The sequence below is a fragment of the Candidatus Villigracilis saccharophilus genome, from assembly GCF_016711665.1.
The window spans coordinates 41,920-63,064 of sequence record NZ_JADJSO010000002.1; the positions used below are offsets into that span (position 1 = coordinate 41,920).

At 49.8% G+C, this 21,145-nt stretch carries 14 protein-coding genes; 5 read left to right on the plus strand and 9 right to left on the minus strand.

Features of this window, described 5'->3' with window-relative positions; translation table 11 throughout:
• Nucleotides 1-91: 91 nt before the first annotated feature.
• The 4 genes from IPL17_RS00500 to IPL17_RS00515 form a co-directional block, all read right to left on the minus strand.
• Nucleotides 92-1,918: an MBG domain-containing protein gene (locus tag IPL17_RS00500; protein WP_345305109.1), complete on the minus strand. Its 1,827-nt coding sequence runs from the start codon at nucleotides 1,916-1,918 to the stop codon at nucleotides 92-94.
• Nucleotides 1,919-1,944: 26 nt separating this feature from the next.
• The gene (locus IPL17_RS00505) at nucleotides 1,945-2,760 is read right to left on the minus strand and encodes a hypothetical protein (protein ID WP_345305110.1); all 816 of its coding nucleotides are present in this window, start codon (nucleotides 2,758-2,760) and stop codon (nucleotides 1,945-1,947) included.
• 117 nt (nucleotides 2,761-2,877) lie between these two features.
• The gene (locus IPL17_RS00510) at nucleotides 2,878-6,837 is read right to left on the minus strand and encodes an MBG domain-containing protein (RefSeq protein ID WP_345305111.1); all 3,960 of its coding nucleotides are present in this window, start codon (nucleotides 6,835-6,837) and stop codon (nucleotides 2,878-2,880) included.
• A gap of 409 nt (nucleotides 6,838-7,246) precedes the next feature.
• On the minus strand, nucleotides 7,247-8,587 hold the full coding sequence (locus IPL17_RS00515) for a response regulator transcription factor (RefSeq protein WP_345305112.1): 1,341 nt from the start codon (nucleotides 8,585-8,587) through the stop codon (nucleotides 7,247-7,249).
• Between the two features lie 280 nt (nucleotides 8,588-8,867).
• On the opposite strand from IPL17_RS00515, the gene ligA reads away from it, so the two are divergent.
• Complete coding sequence (gene ligA / locus IPL17_RS00520) at nucleotides 8,868-10,892, plus strand: NAD-dependent DNA ligase LigA (protein ID WP_345305113.1); 2,025 nt, start codon at nucleotides 8,868-8,870, stop codon at nucleotides 10,890-10,892.
• 90 nt (nucleotides 10,893-10,982) lie between these two features.
• Nucleotides 10,983-12,194, plus strand: coding sequence for an aminotransferase class I/II-fold pyridoxal phosphate-dependent enzyme (locus IPL17_RS00525; RefSeq protein ID WP_345305114.1), 1,212 nt, complete (start codon nucleotides 10,983-10,985; stop codon nucleotides 12,192-12,194).
• A 94-nt stretch (nucleotides 12,195-12,288) separates the two neighbouring features.
• Here the strand turns inward: IPL17_RS00525 and IPL17_RS00530 are convergent, their stop codons facing one another.
• Both IPL17_RS00530 and IPL17_RS00535 read right to left on the minus strand, forming a co-directional pair.
• A complete protein-coding gene (locus tag IPL17_RS00530) occupies nucleotides 12,289-13,566 on the minus strand; it encodes a glycosyltransferase (protein ID WP_345305115.1) in 1,278 nt (425 codons plus the stop codon).
• Between the two features lie 143 nt (nucleotides 13,567-13,709).
• The gene (locus tag IPL17_RS00535; RefSeq protein WP_345305116.1) at nucleotides 13,710-14,171 is read right to left on the minus strand and encodes a hypothetical protein; all 462 of its coding nucleotides are present in this window, start codon (nucleotides 14,169-14,171) and stop codon (nucleotides 13,710-13,712) included.
• A 132-nt stretch (nucleotides 14,172-14,303) separates the two neighbouring features.
• Between IPL17_RS00535 and IPL17_RS00540 the strand changes: the two genes are divergently transcribed.
• The 3 genes from IPL17_RS00540 to IPL17_RS00550 all read left to right on the plus strand — a co-directional run bounded on the left by IPL17_RS00540 (nucleotide 14,304) and on the right by IPL17_RS00550 (nucleotide 18,984).
• Nucleotides 14,304-15,395 carry a site-2 protease family protein gene (locus IPL17_RS00540; RefSeq protein ID WP_345305117.1) on the plus strand — a complete coding sequence of 364 codons (1,092 nt, stop codon included), beginning with the start codon at nucleotides 14,304-14,306 and terminating at the stop codon, nucleotides 15,393-15,395.
• A gap of 208 nt (nucleotides 15,396-15,603) precedes the next feature.
• Entirely contained in the window at nucleotides 15,604-16,272 is a 669-nt protein-coding gene (locus IPL17_RS00545) for a DedA family protein (protein WP_345305118.1), read from the plus strand.
• A 3-nt stretch (nucleotides 16,273-16,275) separates the two neighbouring features.
• On the plus strand, nucleotides 16,276-18,984 hold the full coding sequence (locus IPL17_RS00550) for a cation-translocating P-type ATPase (RefSeq protein ID WP_345305119.1): 2,709 nt from the start codon (nucleotides 16,276-16,278) through the stop codon (nucleotides 18,982-18,984).
• Between the two features lie 65 nt (nucleotides 18,985-19,049).
• Here IPL17_RS00550 and IPL17_RS00555 read toward each other — a convergent pair whose 3' ends face one another.
• From IPL17_RS00555 to IPL17_RS00565, 3 genes are read right to left on the minus strand one after another with little or no spacing between them, the layout of a single operon-like run.
• Nucleotides 19,050-20,207 carry an iron-containing alcohol dehydrogenase gene (locus tag IPL17_RS00555; RefSeq protein ID WP_345305120.1) on the minus strand — a complete coding sequence of 386 codons (1,158 nt, stop codon included), beginning with the start codon at nucleotides 20,205-20,207 and terminating at the stop codon, nucleotides 19,050-19,052.
• Between the two features lie 3 nt (nucleotides 20,208-20,210).
• A complete protein-coding gene (locus tag IPL17_RS00560; RefSeq protein WP_345305121.1) occupies nucleotides 20,211-20,516 on the minus strand; it encodes an antibiotic biosynthesis monooxygenase in 306 nt (101 codons plus the stop codon).
• Nucleotides 20,517-20,532: 16 nt separating this feature from the next.
• Nucleotides 20,533-21,144: a LysE family transporter gene (locus IPL17_RS00565; RefSeq protein ID WP_345305122.1), complete on the minus strand. Its 612-nt coding sequence runs from the start codon at nucleotides 21,142-21,144 to the stop codon at nucleotides 20,533-20,535.
• Nucleotide 21,145: the final 1 nt, after the last annotated feature.

Consider the following 21,145-nt stretch of genomic DNA (forward strand, 5'->3'; position numbering starts at 1 on the left):
GCATATCCAAACCACTTTGGGTATGCTAACAACCTAATATTTTATTTTCCCATTGAACTGTAATACAAATCAGGTATGGGCAACCTTCGTATTACGGGGCTCCATCCCAATTCCCTATAATCGGCATATCACCTGGAATTCCCAATGCAAATACTAAATTGGCAAACCCGATCGTGTTGCTGTTTCGCAGATAAAATTGACCATTTCGATAGACCCCGATCGTATCTATCCCGTCATTATCCCAATCACCAGTCACCGGCTGATCGCCTGCCAGCCCATAATTGAGCGCAATATCTGCAAATCCGCTTGTATTTGCGTTCTTGAGGAATATCACTCCGTTGCTCGGTCTGAAGACCCCGGTCGTGTCCAGGCCATCGCCATCCCAATCGCCGGCAATTCCAACATCCCCTGGTAATCCCAGCAAAAAGCTGGTGTCAAATGCGCCCGCAGAGTTGCTATTGCGCAACATAAAGGTGATCGCCGAACTACGGTAAATACCGATCGTGTCAGTACCATCTCCATCCCAGTCCCCTGCAATTGGCTGATCACCTGGCTGGCCGAAAGCAAACACTATATCCGCGAAGCCGATCGTATTGGAATTGCGCAGGTAGAAGACACCGTTTCGATAAATGCCGATCGTATCTGTTCCGTCACCATTCCAATCGCCTGTGACTGGATAGTCTCCGCCCAGGCCATAATTGAGCGCAATGTCTGCAAATCCGCTGGTATTCGCGTTCTTGAGAAATATCACTCCGTTGCTCGGTCTGAAGACACCCGTTGTATCGCCACCAAGTCCAAAACCGCCGGAACCGGAATTGATAACAAAGTTACCGGCCGGTGCGCCGGTCAGACTTTTGTAATTGACCGCATCGTTCGGCACAAAGTCTGCCGTGACCGCATACGTACCGACACCGGTTTGCGCTGCCAAACCGCCAGTTAGAATATTGCTGACAGTGCCTGCCACTGACCCAATTACAGCAGCCGCCTGTGGAGAGGCATTAAACGTGACAGGAGAGTTCGTCACCGACAAGGTCGGTGTGGCCTTATTGATTATGATTGAGCCGGCGACGGCATCGGTCAGGCTGTTATAAGATACCGCGTCAACCGGCACGAAGTTGGCTGTTACAGCATAAGTACCGGCATCGGCCGGCACAGTTGCTGAGCCGTTATATTTGATATTGCTAACCGTACCAGCCACCGAGCCGGTTACAGTTGCCGCATGTGGGACGCCATCATAAGTAAATGGGCCACCGCTCGCCATGACTGTGGGTGTGAGTTTTGGGCTGACCACATAGTTGACACTGACCATACTGGCACTCGCCGGCATGGTGACCATGTTACTGCCGGCAGTGCTGGCATTATTATTGGTACCAACCCAGCTGCCGATCTGCCAGCCGGAAGTTGGGATTGCCCCGCTCAAACTGATGGAGGCGCCTGCAATGTATTGACCGGCAGCACAGCCGCTCGAGTTAACAGGAGCCGCGACAGGATCGCTGCCCTGACCGGTATGGCTGAGAGTCAATGCATAACAGATGGGTGTGATCACAGATAAATTCAAATTGACATTGGTACCACTGATCCATGTGGCCGTCTGGCCGGCCAGTGCACCGCCTATATGAAAGGCCACAACTTCCCCTTGAACACCGCCCTCTTTCACAGCGGGTGTCGAAGAGTCATCACCAGGCACATCAAAAAAATAAACAGTGTCTGCTCCATTCACAAAGGCAGCCCTTGAAGCGTATTCAACACCATTGATCCTGGCCGAGACGATCGTACCTATGGGTATATTGGCGCCATTAATCTTTACAGTACCGTAAAAACCAGAAGGCAGGGGAGGAAATGCCATTACCGTTGATACGCTGGTGAGCAGCATACTAAAAGTTATGATAAGGGCGTTCAATATGCGTAATCTTTTCATTTGGGGAACTCCTTCCGGTCTTGTTTTTATTTCGAAGAATCTGATTTGCCAACAATATTAATCCTACGTCTCATGGCGAAGAATATACTTCCAGCAGAAATAAAGGCCACTGCCGCTACTGCCGTTACCTTATTGCCATTGCTGGAGTCGTTCTCTGAATCCGCAGGCAAAGTCGATGAAGAATTAATTGTGGCGGGTATCAATGAAGACTCATTTGGCAGGACTGCCATTTGAGTGGATTGGATAGCTGAAGTGGAAATTGACGAGGGCTGGATCTGCACAACTTGTGTTTGTGTTGGAACGGGTGACGCCTGTATTACCGCAGCAATTGTTTGTGTGGGTAGTGGGTCCGCTGCGGATGTTTGCTCAGGTGCCGGCGAAGATTGAATGATCATTATCGCTGTCTGGGTGGGTATTATTTGTGGGCGGGAAACCTGGGGTTCAGCAATTCCCCCAACAACACCGGCCAGATTCAAATCGAGATTAACGTTCGTAGCGCTTTTCCATATACCTGTTTCGCCCGCCAATACTCCTCCGACCATGAATTGAATCGTTTCGCCATCACGACCTCCATCTTGCACGACCGTATCTGTATCATCGCCGGGGATATCCAAAGTGTAGATCGAGCTGCCCTGATAGGTTTGGATGTAGCCTTTGGCATATACTTTAGAATTGATCAGGGCTTCAACCAGTGTGTCATCAGGAACCCTGTTGCCGTTCATTTTGACCACACCATAGAAGCTCGAAGGCAGTGCCGGCATGGCCAATACGGGGATGGTGATGAAGAGGCTGATCAGGCAGATCAAAAGGGACAAGCGCAAGATTTTTATCGATCGTGTCATTTATTTCTCCAGTGCGTTTAGACTGTCGCTGCATTCGCTGGGTAGTATTGGGGGGACCGAGAGGCCCTCCCCAATACTACATTGCGATAATCTGAACTTATTGATTGTTTGTCGCGCTTAGTACGGTACGTTCCAAGTTTGGGGCGCGATGACCTTGACCCAGTAACCCCAACCAGGAGCCAGGACGGTCAAATCATTAGACCAAGATGGGGCAGACTGGTCATACAGTTTCCACGGGTCTGATACATCATTTGCATGGTAGGCATACACCAAGGCGACATTGCCCCCCCCGATCGAAGCGGGTGAAAGTGAGCCGTTGGCTGAGGGATAGGCCACCAGGTTCCAGCCACCAGCAGTTGTTGATAAATTAATAGTGGTTGCTGCGGGAACATTGCCAACCACATCCAAAGTACCCGCGGTTGTCATATGGATCCAGAATCCCATCTTCTCATCCAGACCTACCAAGGTATTTCCGAATGGAGCGGTCGGATCGTACTTCTTCCAGTTGCTGCTGGCAACAGATGCATCCCAGGCATAGACCAGGTTGTATTTACCGGCAACACTGGATAGGACATTTGTCACAGCCGTATTTGTTGGCTGCAGATTGAACGAGACCAGGTTCCAGCCCGGTACCAGAGCGATACTATGTGTTGCGGGGGTGATGAGCAACGTGCCGCTGGCGGTACCCGCGTAATTCAGATCATTAACTGTGGCTATGACCGCGTAGCTGCCCGCATTGGTCGGGGCGGTTGCGGAACCATTATAGGTAATGTCAACATTCAGCCCTGCAGGAACGGTTGTAATCATGGCTGATCTTGGTGTGCCAGTATTGGCCTGGGTCAGATTGCTCAAAGTGAGCGTGGCTGTTGCCTTGCCAATCACCAGCGTGCCGCTGGCTGTCCCGGCGGCTGAGTTCGGATCATTGATCGTCGCGACGACTGCATAGCTGCCCGCATTGGTTGGGGCGGTGGCAGAACCACCATAGGTGATATCCACGTGGAGGCCTGCAGGTGTAGTGGTAGCAGTCACTGGTTTGGGCGAGCCGTTGTAAGTCTGGCTCAAGCTGCCTAAGGTGACCGTGCCGGTTGCAGGAGTGATGACGATAGTAGCCGATCCTGTGCTGGCTTCATGATTTGCATCGCCGGCAAATGAATAACCGGCCGTGCAGGGCGTATCAAGCACATTCACAGGCGCTGCAATACAGCTTCCTGAATAAACAGGCGAAGGGGTTTGATTCAAACCGCCAGCACCTGTAACAGAGACTGTCGCCGGGCGGGACAAACCATTATAGACAAATGTGCCGCCACCGGATAATGTGGTTGTCGAGCTGGCTTTGGCGATAACCAAAGTTCCACTAGCCATCCCAGCATACTTAGGAGTAGTTATGTTGGCAACAACTGCATAGCTGCCGGCATTAGTCGGCACAACCGACGAACCATTGTAGGTGAGGTTCACCATCAATCCCGTTGGATTGGTTGTAAAGGCTGCTGACTTGGGCAAGCCATCGTATACCTGACTCAGATCGCTTAAGGAGACGGTTGCGAAATTCAGTTCGACATTCGTACCGCTATGCCATATACCAGTGCCGACAACGACTCCATTGATCTTAAAGGTGACAACATCGCCTTCCAGACCGCCATCTTTTACAAGTGTACCTGTCGCATCACTGGGTATATCTATGTTATATGCAAAATTCAAACCCTCAGTGCGGATGGTCGCGGAGGTGATCGGTGTAATTCCACCTGGCAAAAATGCCTCTACGACGGTGGTTCCGGACACTACTGTAGCGTCAAAGATATTACCGTAGAAATTGGAAGGCAATGAAGGAGGAGTGTTGGTTAAGAAGGTAGTACAGGCCAGGTTTCCGCACCATGGAGAATAGTTCACATTGGTACTGACCTTATCACCTGTGCCTATGCCTACAACACCCGGCCCGCTAGCAGCGCCCCACCAATTGGAGGTGGCATCCATCAGAACACCGGAGGTATTAGTTATACCGGCAGTGGTATTCCCACTGATCTTGTTGAAATTGGCTAAGGCAGTGGCGTCCGCACCTTCCACGAGGATACCTGTGGCATTCGTATCAATGGTGCTATTTTGGATATTGGCATAAACGGTCGCGGCATTTGTATTGCTGGGGCTGTCCTTTACATAGACGCCCGCAATACCCGAGTTGAGAATGGTAACACCATCAATCTTAATCGCAGTGTTATTGGCATTACTACTGTAGCCTTCAAAATTGTTAACAAAGACACCATAGTCACCACCGGTCACGGTGCCGCCACTAATGGTCAGCGGGGCAGTGGTGGTATCGTTCCAGACATTGTAGCCTGCGGTATAACCCGGAGCTGGATAAGAAACGGAACCGGGAATAACGATATTATTACCAGTGACAGTGGCATTTACAGCGCTGCCAATTGAACTAAGCAGGATACCATTCCACTTGTTTGCACCGGGATACGTCTCAGCAGTGAAGGTGTTATTTGTAATGGTGAAAGGACTGGCACTACCATACGCAAGGTTATAAAAGAGGCCTAATCGCCAAACACCAATCTGATTATTGCTGATACTACCTGTGGTTCCAGGGTTAGCTAAATAGTAGTTGCCAGTTTGAATACCCGTGCGCACACCTGTAAATACATTGTCGGTAATATCCGCGTAAAAGTTGTTATAGACCAGGACCCCTAATCCCCAATTGTAGGTAGTCTCCCCAATATCCTTGAAAAGGTTATAGCGAATATAGTTGCCCGAGGTGGCGGCAGGATTGATGTAGTTATAGAAGTCGATACCGCTATACGTACTATTCTTAAGAATATTGTTCTCTACTTTAATATTCCCCATTCCCTCAGACCCAGCAATTATTTCACAGGCATCCACATCGGCTGCGCCGATCATGATCCCACTCGTAAGGGAGGGATTATCACCATTAAACGTAAAGCCTTTGATCGTTACATTGCTGACACTCAGATAAGCCATTACTTCACAGACAGCAGGGTTCGGGGCAGATAGAGCAGGAAGAATCACCGCTTCTGCAACACGCGAGCCGGTATTGGGATTGACTGTGCTGTTTGGTCCAAGCAACGTGAGAGGCTTGTTAATAGTTAAATCTTCAACATAAGTCCCTGCCGAAACATTGACCGTGCCATTTGAAGCCACTGCATCGATACCACCCTGAATGGTTGTGAATGCATCGTAACCTATCTGGATAGCCGGACCTGAACCATCCGGATCCTGACCTGTGGGTACCGCTCCCCACGCCATATTAACATAGACATCACTGGGAGTAGACGCGGCAGTAATCTGGATATTTACGGTACCATTGTCGCCATAGCCCGGCCCCCAATGTGTATCCTCCCGGAAAGTTCCTACTCCTCCCGCGCCTCCATCCGTGTAATTACCGGCAGTTAACGTGTTCCAGAAGACACGGTCTACATTGTCATCCAGACCGGTAGTTGCTGATCCCAGCACACCAACGTTAAGAGAATTGTACGGTCCCGCAACTCCAATTGGAGCTGCACCGTAGCTTTGCGTGTTATAGGCAACGCCCACGATGATATCGTCTGGGAGAGTAACATTCAGGCTGCTCATATCGAATGTAATGTTGAAGGCAAAACCGCTGTAGCAAATGCCATCCCCAGCCCTCCATGCAGTTGGAGTTAAGCATGTGGGGTCCGCAACCGGTCGCCACGGAATTGTAAAAGTTTGTGTTACTGTAGCAAGCAACGACCCCACCGTGTTTGTTGTACCAGTAACAGCGCTGTAGATGTTGAGTGTGATCGGATGAGACCAACCATCACTTGACATCGACGGGTAATCTGAGTTTAACGCCCAATCGCTCATCGTAACGGTGACAGTCCTCAAGGCACGGTTGGTCCCCGCCAGATGGACATAGTCACCAAACTCGGAAGTCTGGGTTGCCTGAAAGCCCAGGCTCGGCAGGTTCGGCGGTAACGGAATCGATGTTGCATCATAAACAATCACTGTATCCGCCCGAGCCGCCTGCATAGGCATTGCCAGCCCCGCGATCAAGGCCAGAAACAGAAACGCACTGATATAAAAACTTGATTTAGTCTTCATTACATTTTTCTCCTTGGAAACGATCTGGTTTGTAAATGAATTGAATAAAAAATATTTGGTCAACTTTGTGATGTGCCACTTGCCTCCTTTGAGGAACATCCCATAGTCAGTTCAAGGGGTATCCCACTGCCCAAGCTTTCAAAAAAAAACAAAAATAAATTTAACAAATATGAAAATCAGCCTGGATTGAGTCATCTTCAAATATTCCCTGCCCGTGATTATTCTTTAATCTAATAAACCCTCAATAGCCACCTCCACTATTTATGAACAGAATAACTATATTGCACAAATAATATACGGGTACTTACCCGACAAATTTATGCCTACTTTACTAAAGAAGAGATTTATGTACGTTTGGAAATTCTTAGAAATTCTTAGGATGTCCCCCGGACGTTCCCGTGCCTTTATTCTATGGTTGTGGTATCGTAAAATCAGCCATTACATTGGGTCCAAAAGAACAAAGTTCGGTTCCCGGGCAATGATCCGTGCCTGGCAGCATACCCAAATAATTTGTGATCGTAATGCTGGCCAAACTCATATATTCCTCATCCTTTTCAAGGCTTGCCTCAAAGGTAACTACATAAGGATAACAATATGAATCATTTGGATCAAGAACTGCTTTTTGGCTGACATCTGAAGTCGTTGAAAAATTAATATTTTGTTTTTGACCAGGTATCTGAACGCTATTTACAATGGATAAGTTCTCGGTGGGATATTGGCCGGAATTTGTAACACAAATTTGCCCCCGCACACCGGCAAGGTCATTCTCAAAAAAACCCTCAGCCGTTATCAATGTTTCAAGAGACGTTCCCACTTTCACAGGGCGGGCAAAAATTCCAAAAATACCTTGGGGTTGTAATATAAAAATTAGCATTAGCACTATCAGAGTTACCCAAAACCACTTAATAATTTTGTATCTGGCAGGTTTCACTCTATCAGTATCGCGCCTGTCAAAATTGTGAGCATCTGTGCTGCGCCTGTCAAATTTATGCGTATCTGTACTACGCCTGCCAAATTTATGATCAACAACCGGCTCCACAGGTTTAGGCAGGGGATTGAAAGAATAGCCTCTCCCCCATTGTGTTTGGATATACTTATGTTCTTCCTTGTCATCCTGCAGTTTTTGTCTTAACTGATGGATGTATAGTGAGAGCACTCCCTTGTCGTGGCTGTATCCATCCCCCCAAACTTCTGTCAACAAGGTGCGGATCGAGAGTGTATGGTTTGGATGTTGAACCAAAATGGAAAGCAGGTTGAATTCAGTGGCTGTCAGGGACACCGGAGTGCCTTTGACGGCACAACTACGTTCGATTAAATCCAGATTGAGCACACCATCCGAGTAATTATTAATGGGAACATGATTACTATTTATGTTATCGTTATTTCCGCGCCGCAACAAGGCCTTTACTCTCAACAATAATTCATCATTTGAAAAAGGTTTCTTGATGTAATCATCCGCACCGGCCGCAAATCCCCGTTTTATGTCAGATGCAGCGGTTCTGGCCGTAAGCATGATGATTGGCACGCTGGTTATTTCACGCAGGCTTTTGCAAACTTCAAAACCGTCCTGCCCAGGCATGGACACGTCCAAAATAATTAGATCGGGATGTTGCTCATAGGCGGCACGCAACCCATCTGATCCATTTGAAGCCGGGAATACCTTAAACCCATCACGTTTCAATAGCGCTTCCACCAGCGCAAGGAACTCAACATCATCGTCAATAAAGAGAATTTTTTTATCCGTGATCATGCAAACCCCAGTCTCTATCTTTATGAGCTAACCATCAAATAGGATATTAAAAACTACAGATGATGGAATGATTGGAAAGACGATTAAATTCTTGTATGGGTATTAATTTCTAAAGTTCCCACATGAATACTACTCAAACAGTGTACAGGATTTAAGGTGGATTTACAAGTTATTTTTATAACAGAATAGTTACAAGACATTTTGGGTCATTATTGTCCTGCAACATGGATATCTGCAAGGAACAAATGGCGTATTTTCCCTTCCAAGCTATAATTGACATATGAATGCCAAATCCCATTACGAAGAAATAAAAGCGCAGGTCAACCTTCATAATTACCGCTATCATGTGTTGGATGCGCCCATCATCAGCGATCTGGAATATGACCGCCTGTTGAATGAACTTAAGGGGATCGAATCAGCCCACCCAGAGTGGATCACACCCGACAGCCCTACGCAGCGCGCCGGTGCCCGGCCTGCTGACCGCTTCGAGAAAATTCGCCACCCTGCGGCCATTCTCTCGCTCGCCAACGCTTTTGGCGGAGATGACGCGCGCGCCTGGCTTGAACGCATAAAAAAAATTGACGACCGAGTGGAAAAAGCAAAATTTGTCGTTGAGCCAAAAATAGACGGATTATCAGTTGTATTGCATTATCGCGACGGCATGTTCGCCCAGGGCGCAACCCGCGGCGATGGCGAAGTGGGCGAAGACATCACATCCAATCTGCGTACCATCCGGGCCATCCCGTTGAAGATACCAGTGGACGGCGACCAGTCATCCAAGCTCAGTGTTCCCAAATATTTGGTCGTGCGCGGTGAAGCATTTATTCCAAACAAGGATTTTGAAGAACTCAATCGCAAGCTGGAGGAAGCGGGCGAGAAGACTTATTTGAATCCACGCAACACGGCGGCCGGGTCACTGCGCCAGCTTGATCCTCAGCTAACCGCATCACGCCCATTGACATTGCTTGTTTATCAGATCATTTATTCCGAAGGCGGAAAAGTCCCAACGTCCCAGTGGGAAATTCTAGAGTACCTGAAAGCCTTGGGATTCCCTGTCACGGATGTTGCGAAAAGATTTAACGACCTTGAATCCGCGATCGCTTATACCGAAACATGGAATGAAGGCCGTGACAAATTATCATATGAAGCGGATGGCATGGTTATCAAGATCGATGACCTAACTCTCGCTGCTGATCTGGGATTCACAGGCAAGGACCCGCGCGGCGCGATCGCGTTCAAATTCCCCGCCCGTGAAGTGACAACAACTTTAAATGATATTGGCGTGGCAGTTGGACGCACCGGTGTATTGACTCCCTACGCAGTCCTCGAGGCGGTTGAAATCGGCGGGGTCGTGGTTGAACGCGCCACCCTGCATAATTTTGATTTCATCGCGGAGAAAGACATTCGTATTGGCGACCGGGTGCTGATCAAACGGGCCGGAGAAGTGATTCCCTATGTTATTGGTCCCGTTTTGGATGCGCGTACTGGAAAAGAGAAGACCTACAAGCCGCCCACAACCTGCCCCGCGTGCCGACAGGCAGTGGAGCATTTCGAAGGTGAAGTGGCCTGGTACTGCGTCAACGCGGCCTGCCCTGCGCAATTAGTGCGGAATATCGAACACTTCGTTTCACGCGGCGCGATGGATATTACCGGGCTGGGAATCAAGATCGTTGAACAGTTGATTGAATCGAAACTGGTCAAGGATGTGGCGGACTTGTTCACATTGAATAAAGAGCAGTTACTTGAACTGGAAGGCTTCGCAGAAAAAAAGGCGGAGAATCTGCTCAAGTCGCTGGAACAAGCCAAGGCGCAGAGTTTGAACCGCCTGATCGCGGCGCTGGGAATTCATGGGGTGGGTGAAGTCATGTCTGGAGACCTGTCCCGCGCGTTTGGAGATCTGTCCGAATTATCAAAAGCCAGCGCGGAGAAACTTCAGCAGATCGAGGGCGTGGGTCCCAATATTGCAGAGTCAATTGTGGATTGGTTCTCTCAACCTGCAAATCAAAATCTATTGAAGAAACTTAATACCGCAGGCGTTTGGCCTGTTGCAAAGAAAGATGAAAAGAAAAAAGAAGGCTCATTCACTGGATTGACCTTTGTGGTAACAGGTACACTGCCAACTTTATCCCGCGACGGCGTCAAGGAATTTATCGAACAGAACGGTGGAAAAGTAACTGACAGTGTCAGCAAAAAAACAAGTTACCTGGTACTTGGAGAAAACCCGGGTTCTAAAGCTGAAAAAGCGCAAACATTGGGTGTAAAGATCATAAACGAAGCGGAATTGAGAGAACTGGCCGGTGTGTAATTTTTAATCGGCTGCATGGTACTGCATTTAGCAGTAGACAGAACCTTTCCCCTCGACTAAACTTACAATATTCTGGTTCGGAGGATTCAAATGGATTTCAACAACACAAACGATTCTGTAACACGCCGCGTTCGGGCATTTACAGAGCGCGTGAACTATCTCAAATCGAATGACCTGTATTATTTCAACACGCCGGTGGAAGAAATCTTGCCCGGGAATAAGGTCCGTGTGCGTGGACGTGAAATGGGCATGTACGCCTCCTACAGCTACCTTGGCCTGGTCGGCCACCCGCGCATCAATGAAGCCGCCAAGAAAGCCGTGGACAAATTTGGCACAGGCACCAATGGTGTGCGTATGCTGGCCGGCACATTGACGCTCCACAAGGAATTGGAAGAGACGATCGCGAATTTTAAACATGCCGAAGCCGCGGTCACCTATTCTTCGGGATACGCCACCAACCTGACCGTCATCTCAGGGTTGATGGGACGCGGTGATTACGTCTTCTCAGACAAGTTGAACCACGCCTCGATCGTGGATGGTTGTTTGATGTCCGGTGCGGAATTTCGCCGCTTCCGGCACAATGACATGGAACACCTCGAAGGCCTGCTCAAGAACGCTCCTGCCGATGTGACCAAGATGGTGATCGCAGATTCAGTGTTCAGCATGGACGGCGATATCATTGATCTGCCGAAAGTGCTTGAATTGACAAAGAAATACAATGCTTGGCTGATGATCGATGAAGCTCACTCCGTGGGCGTGCTCGGCAAGACCGGCACAGGCATCGAAGAACATTTTGGTCTCGGTGATGTGATCGATATTAAGATGGGCACACTCAGCAAGACCATTCCCTCCGTGGGCGGATACGTGGCCGCAAAGAAAGAGATCATCACTTATTTGAGCCATGCCAGCCGCGCCTATATTTTCTCTGCCGCATTACCGCCCGCCCAGGCTGCCGCCGCGAATGAAGCCTTCAAAGTGATCCTGGACGAACCATGGCGCATTGAAAAGCTAAATGAAAATACCAAGCAATTCATTGGCGGGCTGAAAGGGATGGGCTTCGATACCATGCTGACCGAAACCGCCATCGTCCCTGTTCTGTGCGGACAGGATGATATGGCCTTTGCCATGACCCGTGAAGCGCAGCAAAATGACGTGTTCGTTCTGCCCGTCGTTTCACCCGCTGTCCCGGAAGGACTTGCCCGCCTGCGTGCCACCGTCACCGCCGCGCATGAAACGAGTGAGATCGATCGCGCAATGAATGTGATCGGCGAGGCAGGCAAAAAGTTGGGATTAATAAAGTAAGTAGAAGTAAGAAGCATACAGCCCGTCGAATTGACGGGCTGTATGCTTAGTTTCGAAGATTTTATGGGGAAATAATTCCTCGAGTCCTTCTTGCTTATCGGGGCGGTTTTCTTAATCCCAAAATCAATTCACCCCGCAGGATATAGCGCACCGCCTCAAGTTGATAACTTCGCCTGGTCACGAACTCATCAACCAATTCACGGTAGGTATAGTGGGTGATATGTTCATCCGCGTAGGCTTGCGGCAACAGGATTTTATACAGCCATTCAATAAGCACCCATTGCCAGTTTGCGTAATCGGGCGTGCCAAGGATTAAGAATCCACCTGGCTGTAAAACGCGGTCCAGTTCATCTAGAACATTCGCTCTCGGTACATGCTCAATCACCTGAGAGCAAAGTACACAGGGAAAAGATTCATTCGGAACAGGCAGACTGAATATTGAGCCCTGCACCGCAGCCCGTTTGAAACGACGCGTATAGCGAAGCTTTCGCATCAAAATATCCAAGGCAATGCTGCCCGTCGGTAAAGCGCCTACAATTCGACTTGATCCGCAGCCGACGTCCAGGCACTGTCCCTGCCCAGCCAACAGTTGTGTAATATGCTTATACCTCATTCTTTGCCAGTATCGTTGGGGAGGCATGAGAGCATCATATGCGCGCGCATCATAATCCGCGCTGGCTATGGAGTTTCGCAGCTTCCACATTCGGGCAAATGTTTTCAGATATGCCCAGCCGAAATTCATGAGGCGACCAAAATAATTATCATGCGCCGGTGATTGATAAGAGAATGGGATCTCACGGATTTGGCGGCCGTCCATCAACAGCTTAACAAGAATTTCCTGCAGGATATCGTAATCCGTGCATTCAGTTGCTATGTTTTTTATGACGCGGCTTTTATATAAACGAAATCCGCTGGAAATATCATGGATTTTTAGATCCAATCCCCTGCTGAATAATACATTCAACACTTTACTGAGTATTTTTCTGGCGGACGACATGTTTGCCTGACCATTTGAGATATACCGCGAAGCGATGACAACTTCAGCAGATTCACGGACAGCCCATAAATCGCGCAGAAAAGCAGCAGGGTGTGCATGATCCGCGTTCATGACAACAATATAGTCGCCAGACGACTGCTGGATGCCTGCAATGAGAGCAGTTCCATATCCATTCGCGGATTGCCGGAGTAATTGAGATTCGTTTTGTTGTATCACCCGAAGTAAACTTTCACCCCCCAGCTTATCCACAATAATAATTTCATAAATTATGGCCAGGGTATCCAAAACAGAACGAATCTGGGGAAGTAATATGGAAAGATCATCGACATCATTAACTACAGGGATGATGATGGAAAGGTTAATATGTGAGTTCATTATGAATTTTTGACTTTACAGATATTTTAGAACGGAATATAGACTGGCTCCAACATTTTCTCTTTGATCCTCACGATTATACACGACCCAGATTGTCGCAAATGAATATGACCAGAGAAACTGTAAACATGCTCTTGAACAGGTTATTTTATACTCCCCAAATCTCCCATCAACACCTGCTTATCTTCTTCGTCTTCGACCTTTTCTGCAAGCGTGAATGCTTTCTCCAAATACTCTTGCATCTTCGCTTTATTCCCTGCGACCATTTCAGCGCGGGCAAGGGCTTCGTAGGCAAACGCAGCATAAAAAGATTCATGTCCTTCCGCAAGTTTTAGTGAGACTTCGGCATATCTGCGCGCATTATCAGCCTGCCCCAAAAGACAATACACACGCGAGACCTGCCAATTCCCAACCGATAAATTCTGCGGCGTCGCATCTTCACGCTGGGACCAATGCCAAAGGGAGGCCATTGCCGTTTGAAGCATGGCCAACTCCTCGTCAGGGCTGCGATGCGGGTTATCGATAAACTCCCAGGTTTTATTGAAACAAGTCGCTGAAAAATATCTGTGGACAGCCGCCGTATCAAAATCAGGTTTGTCAGACATGAAATTCTCCTATGTAGTGAAATTCTGATAGTTCTTGAGAGCGGTTTTAAAATGTATTTCTAACATTCACTCTGTACAATCCAACCATTGTATGAAACTTATCTCAGGTAAACATTAAACGGAGTTAAAAAAATGAAATGGCAATGGAAACTTGGAAATTTTGCAGGCATTGATGTCTATGTCCACGCAACCTTTCTTTTACTGATCGGCTGGGTGGGCTACAGTCACTGGCTCGAGAATCAACTTTGGAGTGAGGTTTTTAGCGGCATCCTCTTCATCATCGCGTTGTTCGCGTGTGTCGTATTGCATGAATACGGTCACGCGCTGACCGCCCGCAAGTACGGAATCAAAACCCGCGACATCACACTTTACCCGATCGGCGGCGTGGCTCGTCTGGAGCGGATGCCTGAAAAGCCGGTCGAGGAACTTTGGGTGGCGCTGATGGGACCCGCCGTCAACGTGGTCATCGCCGCCGCCTTGTTCACGTTTCTTTATCTGACCAATAGCCTGGTCCCGCTTTCAGAGTTGACCGTAGCTTCGGGCTCTTTCCTAGAAAGATTAATGACAGTCAATATATCCCTCGTGTTATTCAACCTCATCCCCGCCTTCCCCATGGATGGAGGCCGCGTACTGCGCGCCTTCCTCGCCATGCGCATGGACTATGTCCGCGCAACCCAGATCGCCGCGACAATCGGTCAGGGCATGGCACTGTTGTTCGGTCTGATCGGTCTGTTCGGCAACGCCTCGCTGCTCTTCATCGCCTTCTTTATCTGGATCGGCGCATCGCAGGAAGCAGGCATGACACAGATGAAAAATGCCATCAGCGGAATCCCGGTTGGCCGCGCCATGCTGACAGATTACAAGAGTCTTTCTCCGCGCGACACGCTTGCGCGCATGTCACAGTTGATCTTGTCAGGCTCTCAGCATGATTTCCCCGTCATTGATAATGACCGTGTCATCGGTGTCGTGACCCGTGATGATTTCATCAAGGCTCTCACCCAGCACGGAGAAAGCATTGCCATCTCTGCCATCATGAAAAAGGATCTGCCCGAAGTGGATTCGTATGAAATGGTGGAGAACGCCCTGGCGCGAATTCAGGAATCAGGTGTGCCCGCTTTACCAGTGACTCATGCGGGGCAGTTGGTGGGTATTGTCACCACCGAGAATATCACCGAGTATTTAATGATCCGCTCCGCGTTGAAAAGGGCCGCCTTATCCACCTGAGTGGATTTGCAAGCATAGATTAGAAGATTCTTAACCACAATTAGTCACATCTTCTGTATACTACACTTACTCCGATGGGGAGTAGCCGCCCAAAAATTGGGATGCTCAGTCGTCAATACGGAACTCGTTCCCGGCTGTTCAGGAAAAGGCAAGACCATCGCCAAAGTTTATTGGCGATGGTCTTTTTAATTGGAAACAGGAAGGCAAAATGTTCGACACACTGGAACAAACAATTTTATCCGCGCTACAGATCATCTTCGATGAATTCGGCTGGCTTGGCGTTTTCGGCCTGATGGTCTTTGAAAACGCTACGGGCATCACGCCCAGCGAGATCATTCTCGCCTTCGCAGGCTGGATGCTGATCGAGCGGCATGGAATATCCGCGACCTTCATTCCGATCGCAGGCATCTATGCCGGGCTGGGGAGTGCGGTGGGCGCATCGATCACGTATTGGGTTGCCCGCCTGGGCGGTCGTCCCATGATCGATAAATTCATAAAATTATTCCGCATCGACCCCAACTATATCGTCAAGGTGGAAGAACAGGTCAGCAAATGGGGGGCAGGCATTGTGATGTTTGGACGCATCATTCCTGGTATTCGAACCCTCGTCAGCATTCCAGCGGGATTGGTCAAGATCCCATTCCCTAAATTTTTCCTCGCCACTTTTATCGGAGCGTATTTTTGGTGTACACTTCTGATCGGCGCAGGGTACGTCCTTGGGCACGAATGGAAATTGATCAGTGAATTCATCAAAACCCACCTGCCGTTAATCTTTGGCAGTGGATTTCTGATCATCGTAGGATATCTTATCTATCATTACCGCGCATCCCTTCAAAATCTTGGCTGGATGCGTTCACAAAATAAAAGGCTGGACTAAATTATGAATTGGCATTTGCAATCAATTGACTCATCTCTTGAAGCGCTTCAATCAAAACTGAAAACTGGTCTTTCGCAACCTGAAGCAGAGTCGCGCCTAACGAAATACGGGCGCAACGAACTCATCGAAAAAAGCGGGCGGACTCCGTTCAAGATATTCTGGGAACAGATCACCGCAACAATGGTTCTCATCCTCATCGCTGCGGCGGTTGTGGCTGGTTTGCTTGGAGACACAAAGAACACGATCGCGATCACAGCCATCGTACTTCTCTACGCCATCCTCGGGTTCGTTCAGGAATATCGTGCAGAACAGGCGATCTCCGCACTGAAGAAATTATCAGTTCCCAACGTGCGGGTATTACGGGATGGCGCGCTCAGGGAAATCTCTGCACGTGAACTTGTGCCCGGTGACATAATCCAACTCGAAGCGGGGAATGTCCTGCCCGCAGATGTGCGCCTGCTCGAAGCGGTCAATCTCCGCATTCAGGAAGCCGCGCTAACAGGTGAATCCGAACCCGTTGAGAAGCAGACTGCTTCGCTCTCTGGTGAAGGTTTGCCTCTTGGAGATCGTCTCAACATGGGCTACATGGGCACCATCGTCACACAGGGACGCGGCCTGGCATTGGTGATCGCAACAGGCATGCAGACCGAACTCGGCAAGATCGCCGATCTCATCCAACAAAGTGATTCGGGACAAACACCATTACAAAAACGCCTCGACACACTCGGAAAGAATCTCGCCATCGTGGGTGTGGTGATCGCAGTCTTTATTGCAGTGCTCGGCCTTTTGCGCGGAGATGAACTGCGTCACATGCTGCTGACTGCTGTCAGTGTGGCAGTGGCAATTGTCCCCGAAGGATTACCCGCGGTTGTGACCATCACGCTCGCACTCGGCGCACAGCGCATGTTGAAACAGAACGCGCTCATCCGTAAACTTCCCGCTGTTGAAACACTGGGTTCCGTCACTGTGATCTGCTCTGATAAAACAGGCACGTTGACCGAGAACCGCATGACCGTGGTTGTGTTGGATGTGGCGGGACATGAGCTCGACTTGACCGAGGAAATGGATAAGCACGGTTCGGTTCGCAAGGTAGCCATCGAAGAGAATCAAAACGCCGCCAGCCTGTCATTGCTTGCCATTGGCGGCACGTTATGTAATGATGCCCAGCTGATTAATACAGGGGATGGAGGTTTCCACACATTGGGTGACCCGACTGAAGGCGCGCTGGTAGCCGCCGCCGCCAAAATGGGATTTTGGAAATCAACCTTGGACTCCTCATTCCCGCGCGCGGCAGAATTACCTTTCGACTCTGAACGCAAACGCATGACCACCGTTCATCATTTGGAACAATATGATCCAACCATTCTTGCAGGGCTTGAGATCGGCGACCACCGTTATATCGCATTCACCAAAGGCAGCGTGGATGGGCTTTTGGGGCTCTCGAATCAGGTTTGGGTGAATGGTCAACTTCAAAGAATGGATGCCAATTTCAAGGTCAGGATCGAAGCGGCCAATGAACGGCTGGCGAAGAAAGGCATGCGTGTGCTTGGCGTCGCGTTCCGCATGCTGAATCAGATCCCCGAAGTCATCCAAACGGATCTGGAACAGAATTTAACGTTTATCGGCTTGTTCGGCATGATCGACCCGCCGCGTGAAGAAGTGCGGGATGCGGTCGCGATCACGAAATCGGCGGGCATTCGCACGGTGATGATCACAGGCGACCATCCACTGACCGCGAGTGAAATTGCGCGGCAACTTGGCATCATTTCTCAAGCCGCTGAGAGCAAAGTTTTATCTGGCGCAGAAATTGAAAACCTTTCGTTCGATGAATTAAAAAATGTCGTGGATGAAGTACAGGTATTTGCGCGTGTTTCACCCGAACATAAATTAAAGATCGTGCAGGCCTTGCAGGAGCGCGGACATATCGTCTCGATGACAGGCGACGGCGTGAACGATGCGCCCGCCTTGAAGCGCGCGGACATCGGCGTGGCGATGGGCATCACGGGCACGGACGTGTCGAAGGAAGCCGCAGACATGGTGCTGCTCGACGATAATTTTTCGACCATCGTGAGCGCTGTCAAAGAAGGCCGCACGATCTACGATAACATCCGCAAGTTCGTCAGATTCAGCGTGGCGGGAAATATCGGCAAGGTGTTGGTGATGCTGCTTGCACCGTTCCTGGGGAAACCAATTCCGCTTTTGCCCTTGCAATTGTTGTGGCTGAATCTATTGACCGATGGCCTGCTCGGACTCGGCATGGGTGTGGAGAACGCTGAAAGCGACACGATGAAACGTCCGCCGTATTCGCCGAAGGAAGGTGTGTTCTCCAGAGGCGCGGGCGTGCAGGTCATTTGGGTCGGCGCACTGATCGGCGCACTGGCACTGGGACTTGGCTCCTGGTATTACTTTAGAGGTCTCGAACAATGGCAGACGATGGTCTTCACATTCCTCGCGTTTGCTCAAGTATTTCAAGCCTGGGCTTCACGTTCGGCAACAGATTCATTTTTCAAGTTACGCATCATGAGCAACCCGTTACTGGCGGGCATGTCCGCGCTGGTGGTGGGATTGCAGTTGACCGTGTTATACGTCCCGTTTTTGGCCGATTTTTTCAGTGTGAAGGCTTTGAGTTTATGTGACTTATCCATCGCAATTGCGGGCGGGATCGTGGTGTTCGTGGTAATGGAGGTGGAGAAGTGGTTGAAACGGAAGTAAGCAGTTATCAGTAGCAGAAAGCAGAAGCCCGTCTCGGTATGAGGCGGGCTTGTTTGATTAACTGATTACAATGCGATTTCAAGTATTTCTCTTAACTCCCCTTCCGTTAATATAATCGGATTCCCCTTCGTACTGCTCGCCTTCAGGGTCTTCTCCACCGCATCCGAAAAATGCTCACTTGTCATTCCATACACTGAAAGCATGGGAATATTCAAATCGCACACCAACTCACTCACCCACTGCACACCATCGGATGCGGTTGCATTTTTATCGCCCGTTAATATCTGCGCCACTTCAGCATAACGTGCAAGCGCTGGATGATTTGGTTCACGCGAAATCATTGCTTTGAGATTCGCCTCCATCACCAGTGGCAACAATTTCGCACAGGTCGCTCCATGCGGGGCATGCAACATCCCGCCCAGCGAACCTGCGAATCCATGCACCGCTCCAAGCGCGGAGTTGGCAAGCGCCATTCCGCCAAACAGACTCGCCAAAGACATTCCTGCACGCGCTTCCTGATCCGCGCCATTTTCATAGGCGCGCCTCAATGAGCGCGCCGCGTGACGAATCCCTGCGCGGCAAATCGCATCGGTCAGCGGGTTGGCTTTGACCGAGACGAACGGCTCGATCAACTGCGTCAATGCATCGAGTCCCGTACTGGCAGTGATGGGGGGCGGCAAAGTATAGGTCAACTCAGGGTCAACGAGCGCAATACTCGGCAGCATCAACGGGCTACGCAGGCTCACCTTCACGCCATGCGCAGGCGACTCCAGCACCGCGTTGCGCGTCACCTCCGTGCCTGTGCCCGCCGTGGTCGGGATGGCAATATACGTCAGCGGCGCATTGATCAACGCCTGTCCTTTGCCAACTACTTCGAGATAATCGAATATGTCGCCGGGGTTCGTGGCCAGCGCGGCGATCGCCTTGCCCGCATCCAGCACGCTCCCGCCGCCGAGGCCGATCACCATGTCACAGCCGCGCTCAAGCGCAAGCTTAACTCCCTCGGAAGCCGTATCAACTGTCGGCTCGCCGTGAAGCGCAAATTCATCGAACGGGATTCCCTGTGCAGAAAGAATCTGCCTCACACGCGGAATCGCATCTGACGATCTTCCCGTCACCAATAGCAGACGCTTCGCACGCCCTTTGAGCTGGTCACCCAATCCATTTAATTTCCCTGCCCCGAAGATGATGCGGTTCGCCGTGGCGAATTCAAAGGAAGGCATGCTTTACCAGACCGCATCCTCTGGGAATAAATTATGGTATCTCACTGCCTGACGCGCATCGCCCATCATCTCCGCGACAGAGTCGCGCCAGGTTTCGTAATGAGCGGTGGCTTTATGCGCGGCTTGGGCATCGGCAGTTTTGTAAACCTCGATCAGGATGAAGCGCGTTGGGTCATCCTCCTGTTGAACCACATCAAAGCGCGCAACGCCGGGTTCCTTGACACTTTCTCTGGCGTTCTCAAGCGTTGCTTGTTTGAACGCATCCAGGAACTGAGACTTCACATGCACATAGACCATCACGATTTGCATTTTGATTCTCCTTTCACTATCCATAAAAGATTCCCAGCCACAATTGGTACAACCCAAAACAAGTCAAAGCGATGGTTGAGATCCCCAACAACATTCGATTGAATTTCGGTCCCAACTTTGCGGCCGTGCCGAAGATGAGAATAAGCGCGGCCAGGCTGGAAATCAGAGTCACATAAAACCCTATCAGAAAACCAATCCCGTTGACAGGAGTTTCGCGCCAACCTTTAAGCAAGATCGGACCTGTCACCAATGTCCAAAAAATATATGGGCCGGGGCTGAGCGCATTCATCAATGCCGCCTTGAGAATGCTCTGCTGAGTCCCCGTTTCGACAGACGGAAGACGCGAGTCAAAATTCTTCCGTGAATCATACGTGCCATAGGCAAGATATAAAATAAATAATCCGCCGGCGATATAAAGAACTCTCTGCATCCACGCAGGCACCTGACTGAGCACCAATACGCATATCAAAATGATCGGGCCGTCGCTGACAAGCGGAGCGAGCGCGGCGGGCAGAGTCCTCTTCCAACCGCGGGTTAATGTTTGTGAGATGAGGTAGGTTTGGAATGGTCCCGGTTGTGACGCAGCGGCCAGACCATATCCGATGCCTTGAAGAAGATAAAGCCACATA

Excerpts from the sequence above, each read along its gene's own strand:
- IPL17_RS00500 (WP_345305109.1), bottom strand. The coding sequence starts at position 1,918 with ATGAAAAGATTACGCATATTGAACGCCCTTATCATAACTTTTAGTATG.
- IPL17_RS00505 (WP_345305110.1), bottom strand. The coding sequence starts at position 2,760 with ATGACACGATCGATAAAAATCTTGCGCTTGTCCCTTTTGATCTGCCTG.
- IPL17_RS00510 (WP_345305111.1), bottom strand. The coding sequence starts at position 6,837 with ATGAAGACTAAATCAAGTTTTTATATCAGTGCGTTTCTGTTTCTGGCC.
- IPL17_RS00515 (WP_345305112.1), bottom strand. The coding sequence starts at position 8,587 with ATGATCACGGATAAAAAAATTCTCTTTATTGACGATGATGTTGAGTTC.
- ligA (WP_345305113.1), top strand. The coding sequence starts at position 8,868 with ATGAATGCCAAATCCCATTACGAAGAAATAAAAGCGCAGGTCAACCTT.
- IPL17_RS00525 (WP_345305114.1), top strand. The coding sequence starts at position 10,983 with ATGGATTTCAACAACACAAACGATTCTGTAACACGCCGCGTTCGGGCA.
- IPL17_RS00530 (WP_345305115.1), bottom strand. The coding sequence starts at position 13,566 with ATGAACTCACATATTAACCTTTCCATCATCATCCCTGTAGTTAATGAT.
- IPL17_RS00535 (WP_345305116.1), bottom strand. The coding sequence starts at position 14,171 with ATGTCTGACAAACCTGATTTTGATACGGCGGCTGTCCACAGATATTTT.
- IPL17_RS00540 (WP_345305117.1), top strand. The coding sequence starts at position 14,304 with ATGAAATGGCAATGGAAACTTGGAAATTTTGCAGGCATTGATGTCTAT.
- IPL17_RS00545 (WP_345305118.1), top strand. The coding sequence starts at position 15,604 with ATGTTCGACACACTGGAACAAACAATTTTATCCGCGCTACAGATCATC.
- IPL17_RS00550 (WP_345305119.1), top strand. The coding sequence starts at position 16,276 with ATGAATTGGCATTTGCAATCAATTGACTCATCTCTTGAAGCGCTTCAA.
- IPL17_RS00555 (WP_345305120.1), bottom strand. The coding sequence starts at position 20,207 with ATGCCTTCCTTTGAATTCGCCACGGCGAACCGCATCATCTTCGGGGCA.
- IPL17_RS00560 (WP_345305121.1), bottom strand. The coding sequence starts at position 20,516 with ATGCAAATCGTGATGGTCTATGTGCATGTGAAGTCTCAGTTCCTGGAT.
- IPL17_RS00565 (WP_345305122.1), bottom strand. The coding sequence starts at position 21,144 with ATGTGGCTTTATCTTCTTCAAGGCATCGGATATGGTCTGGCCGCTGCG.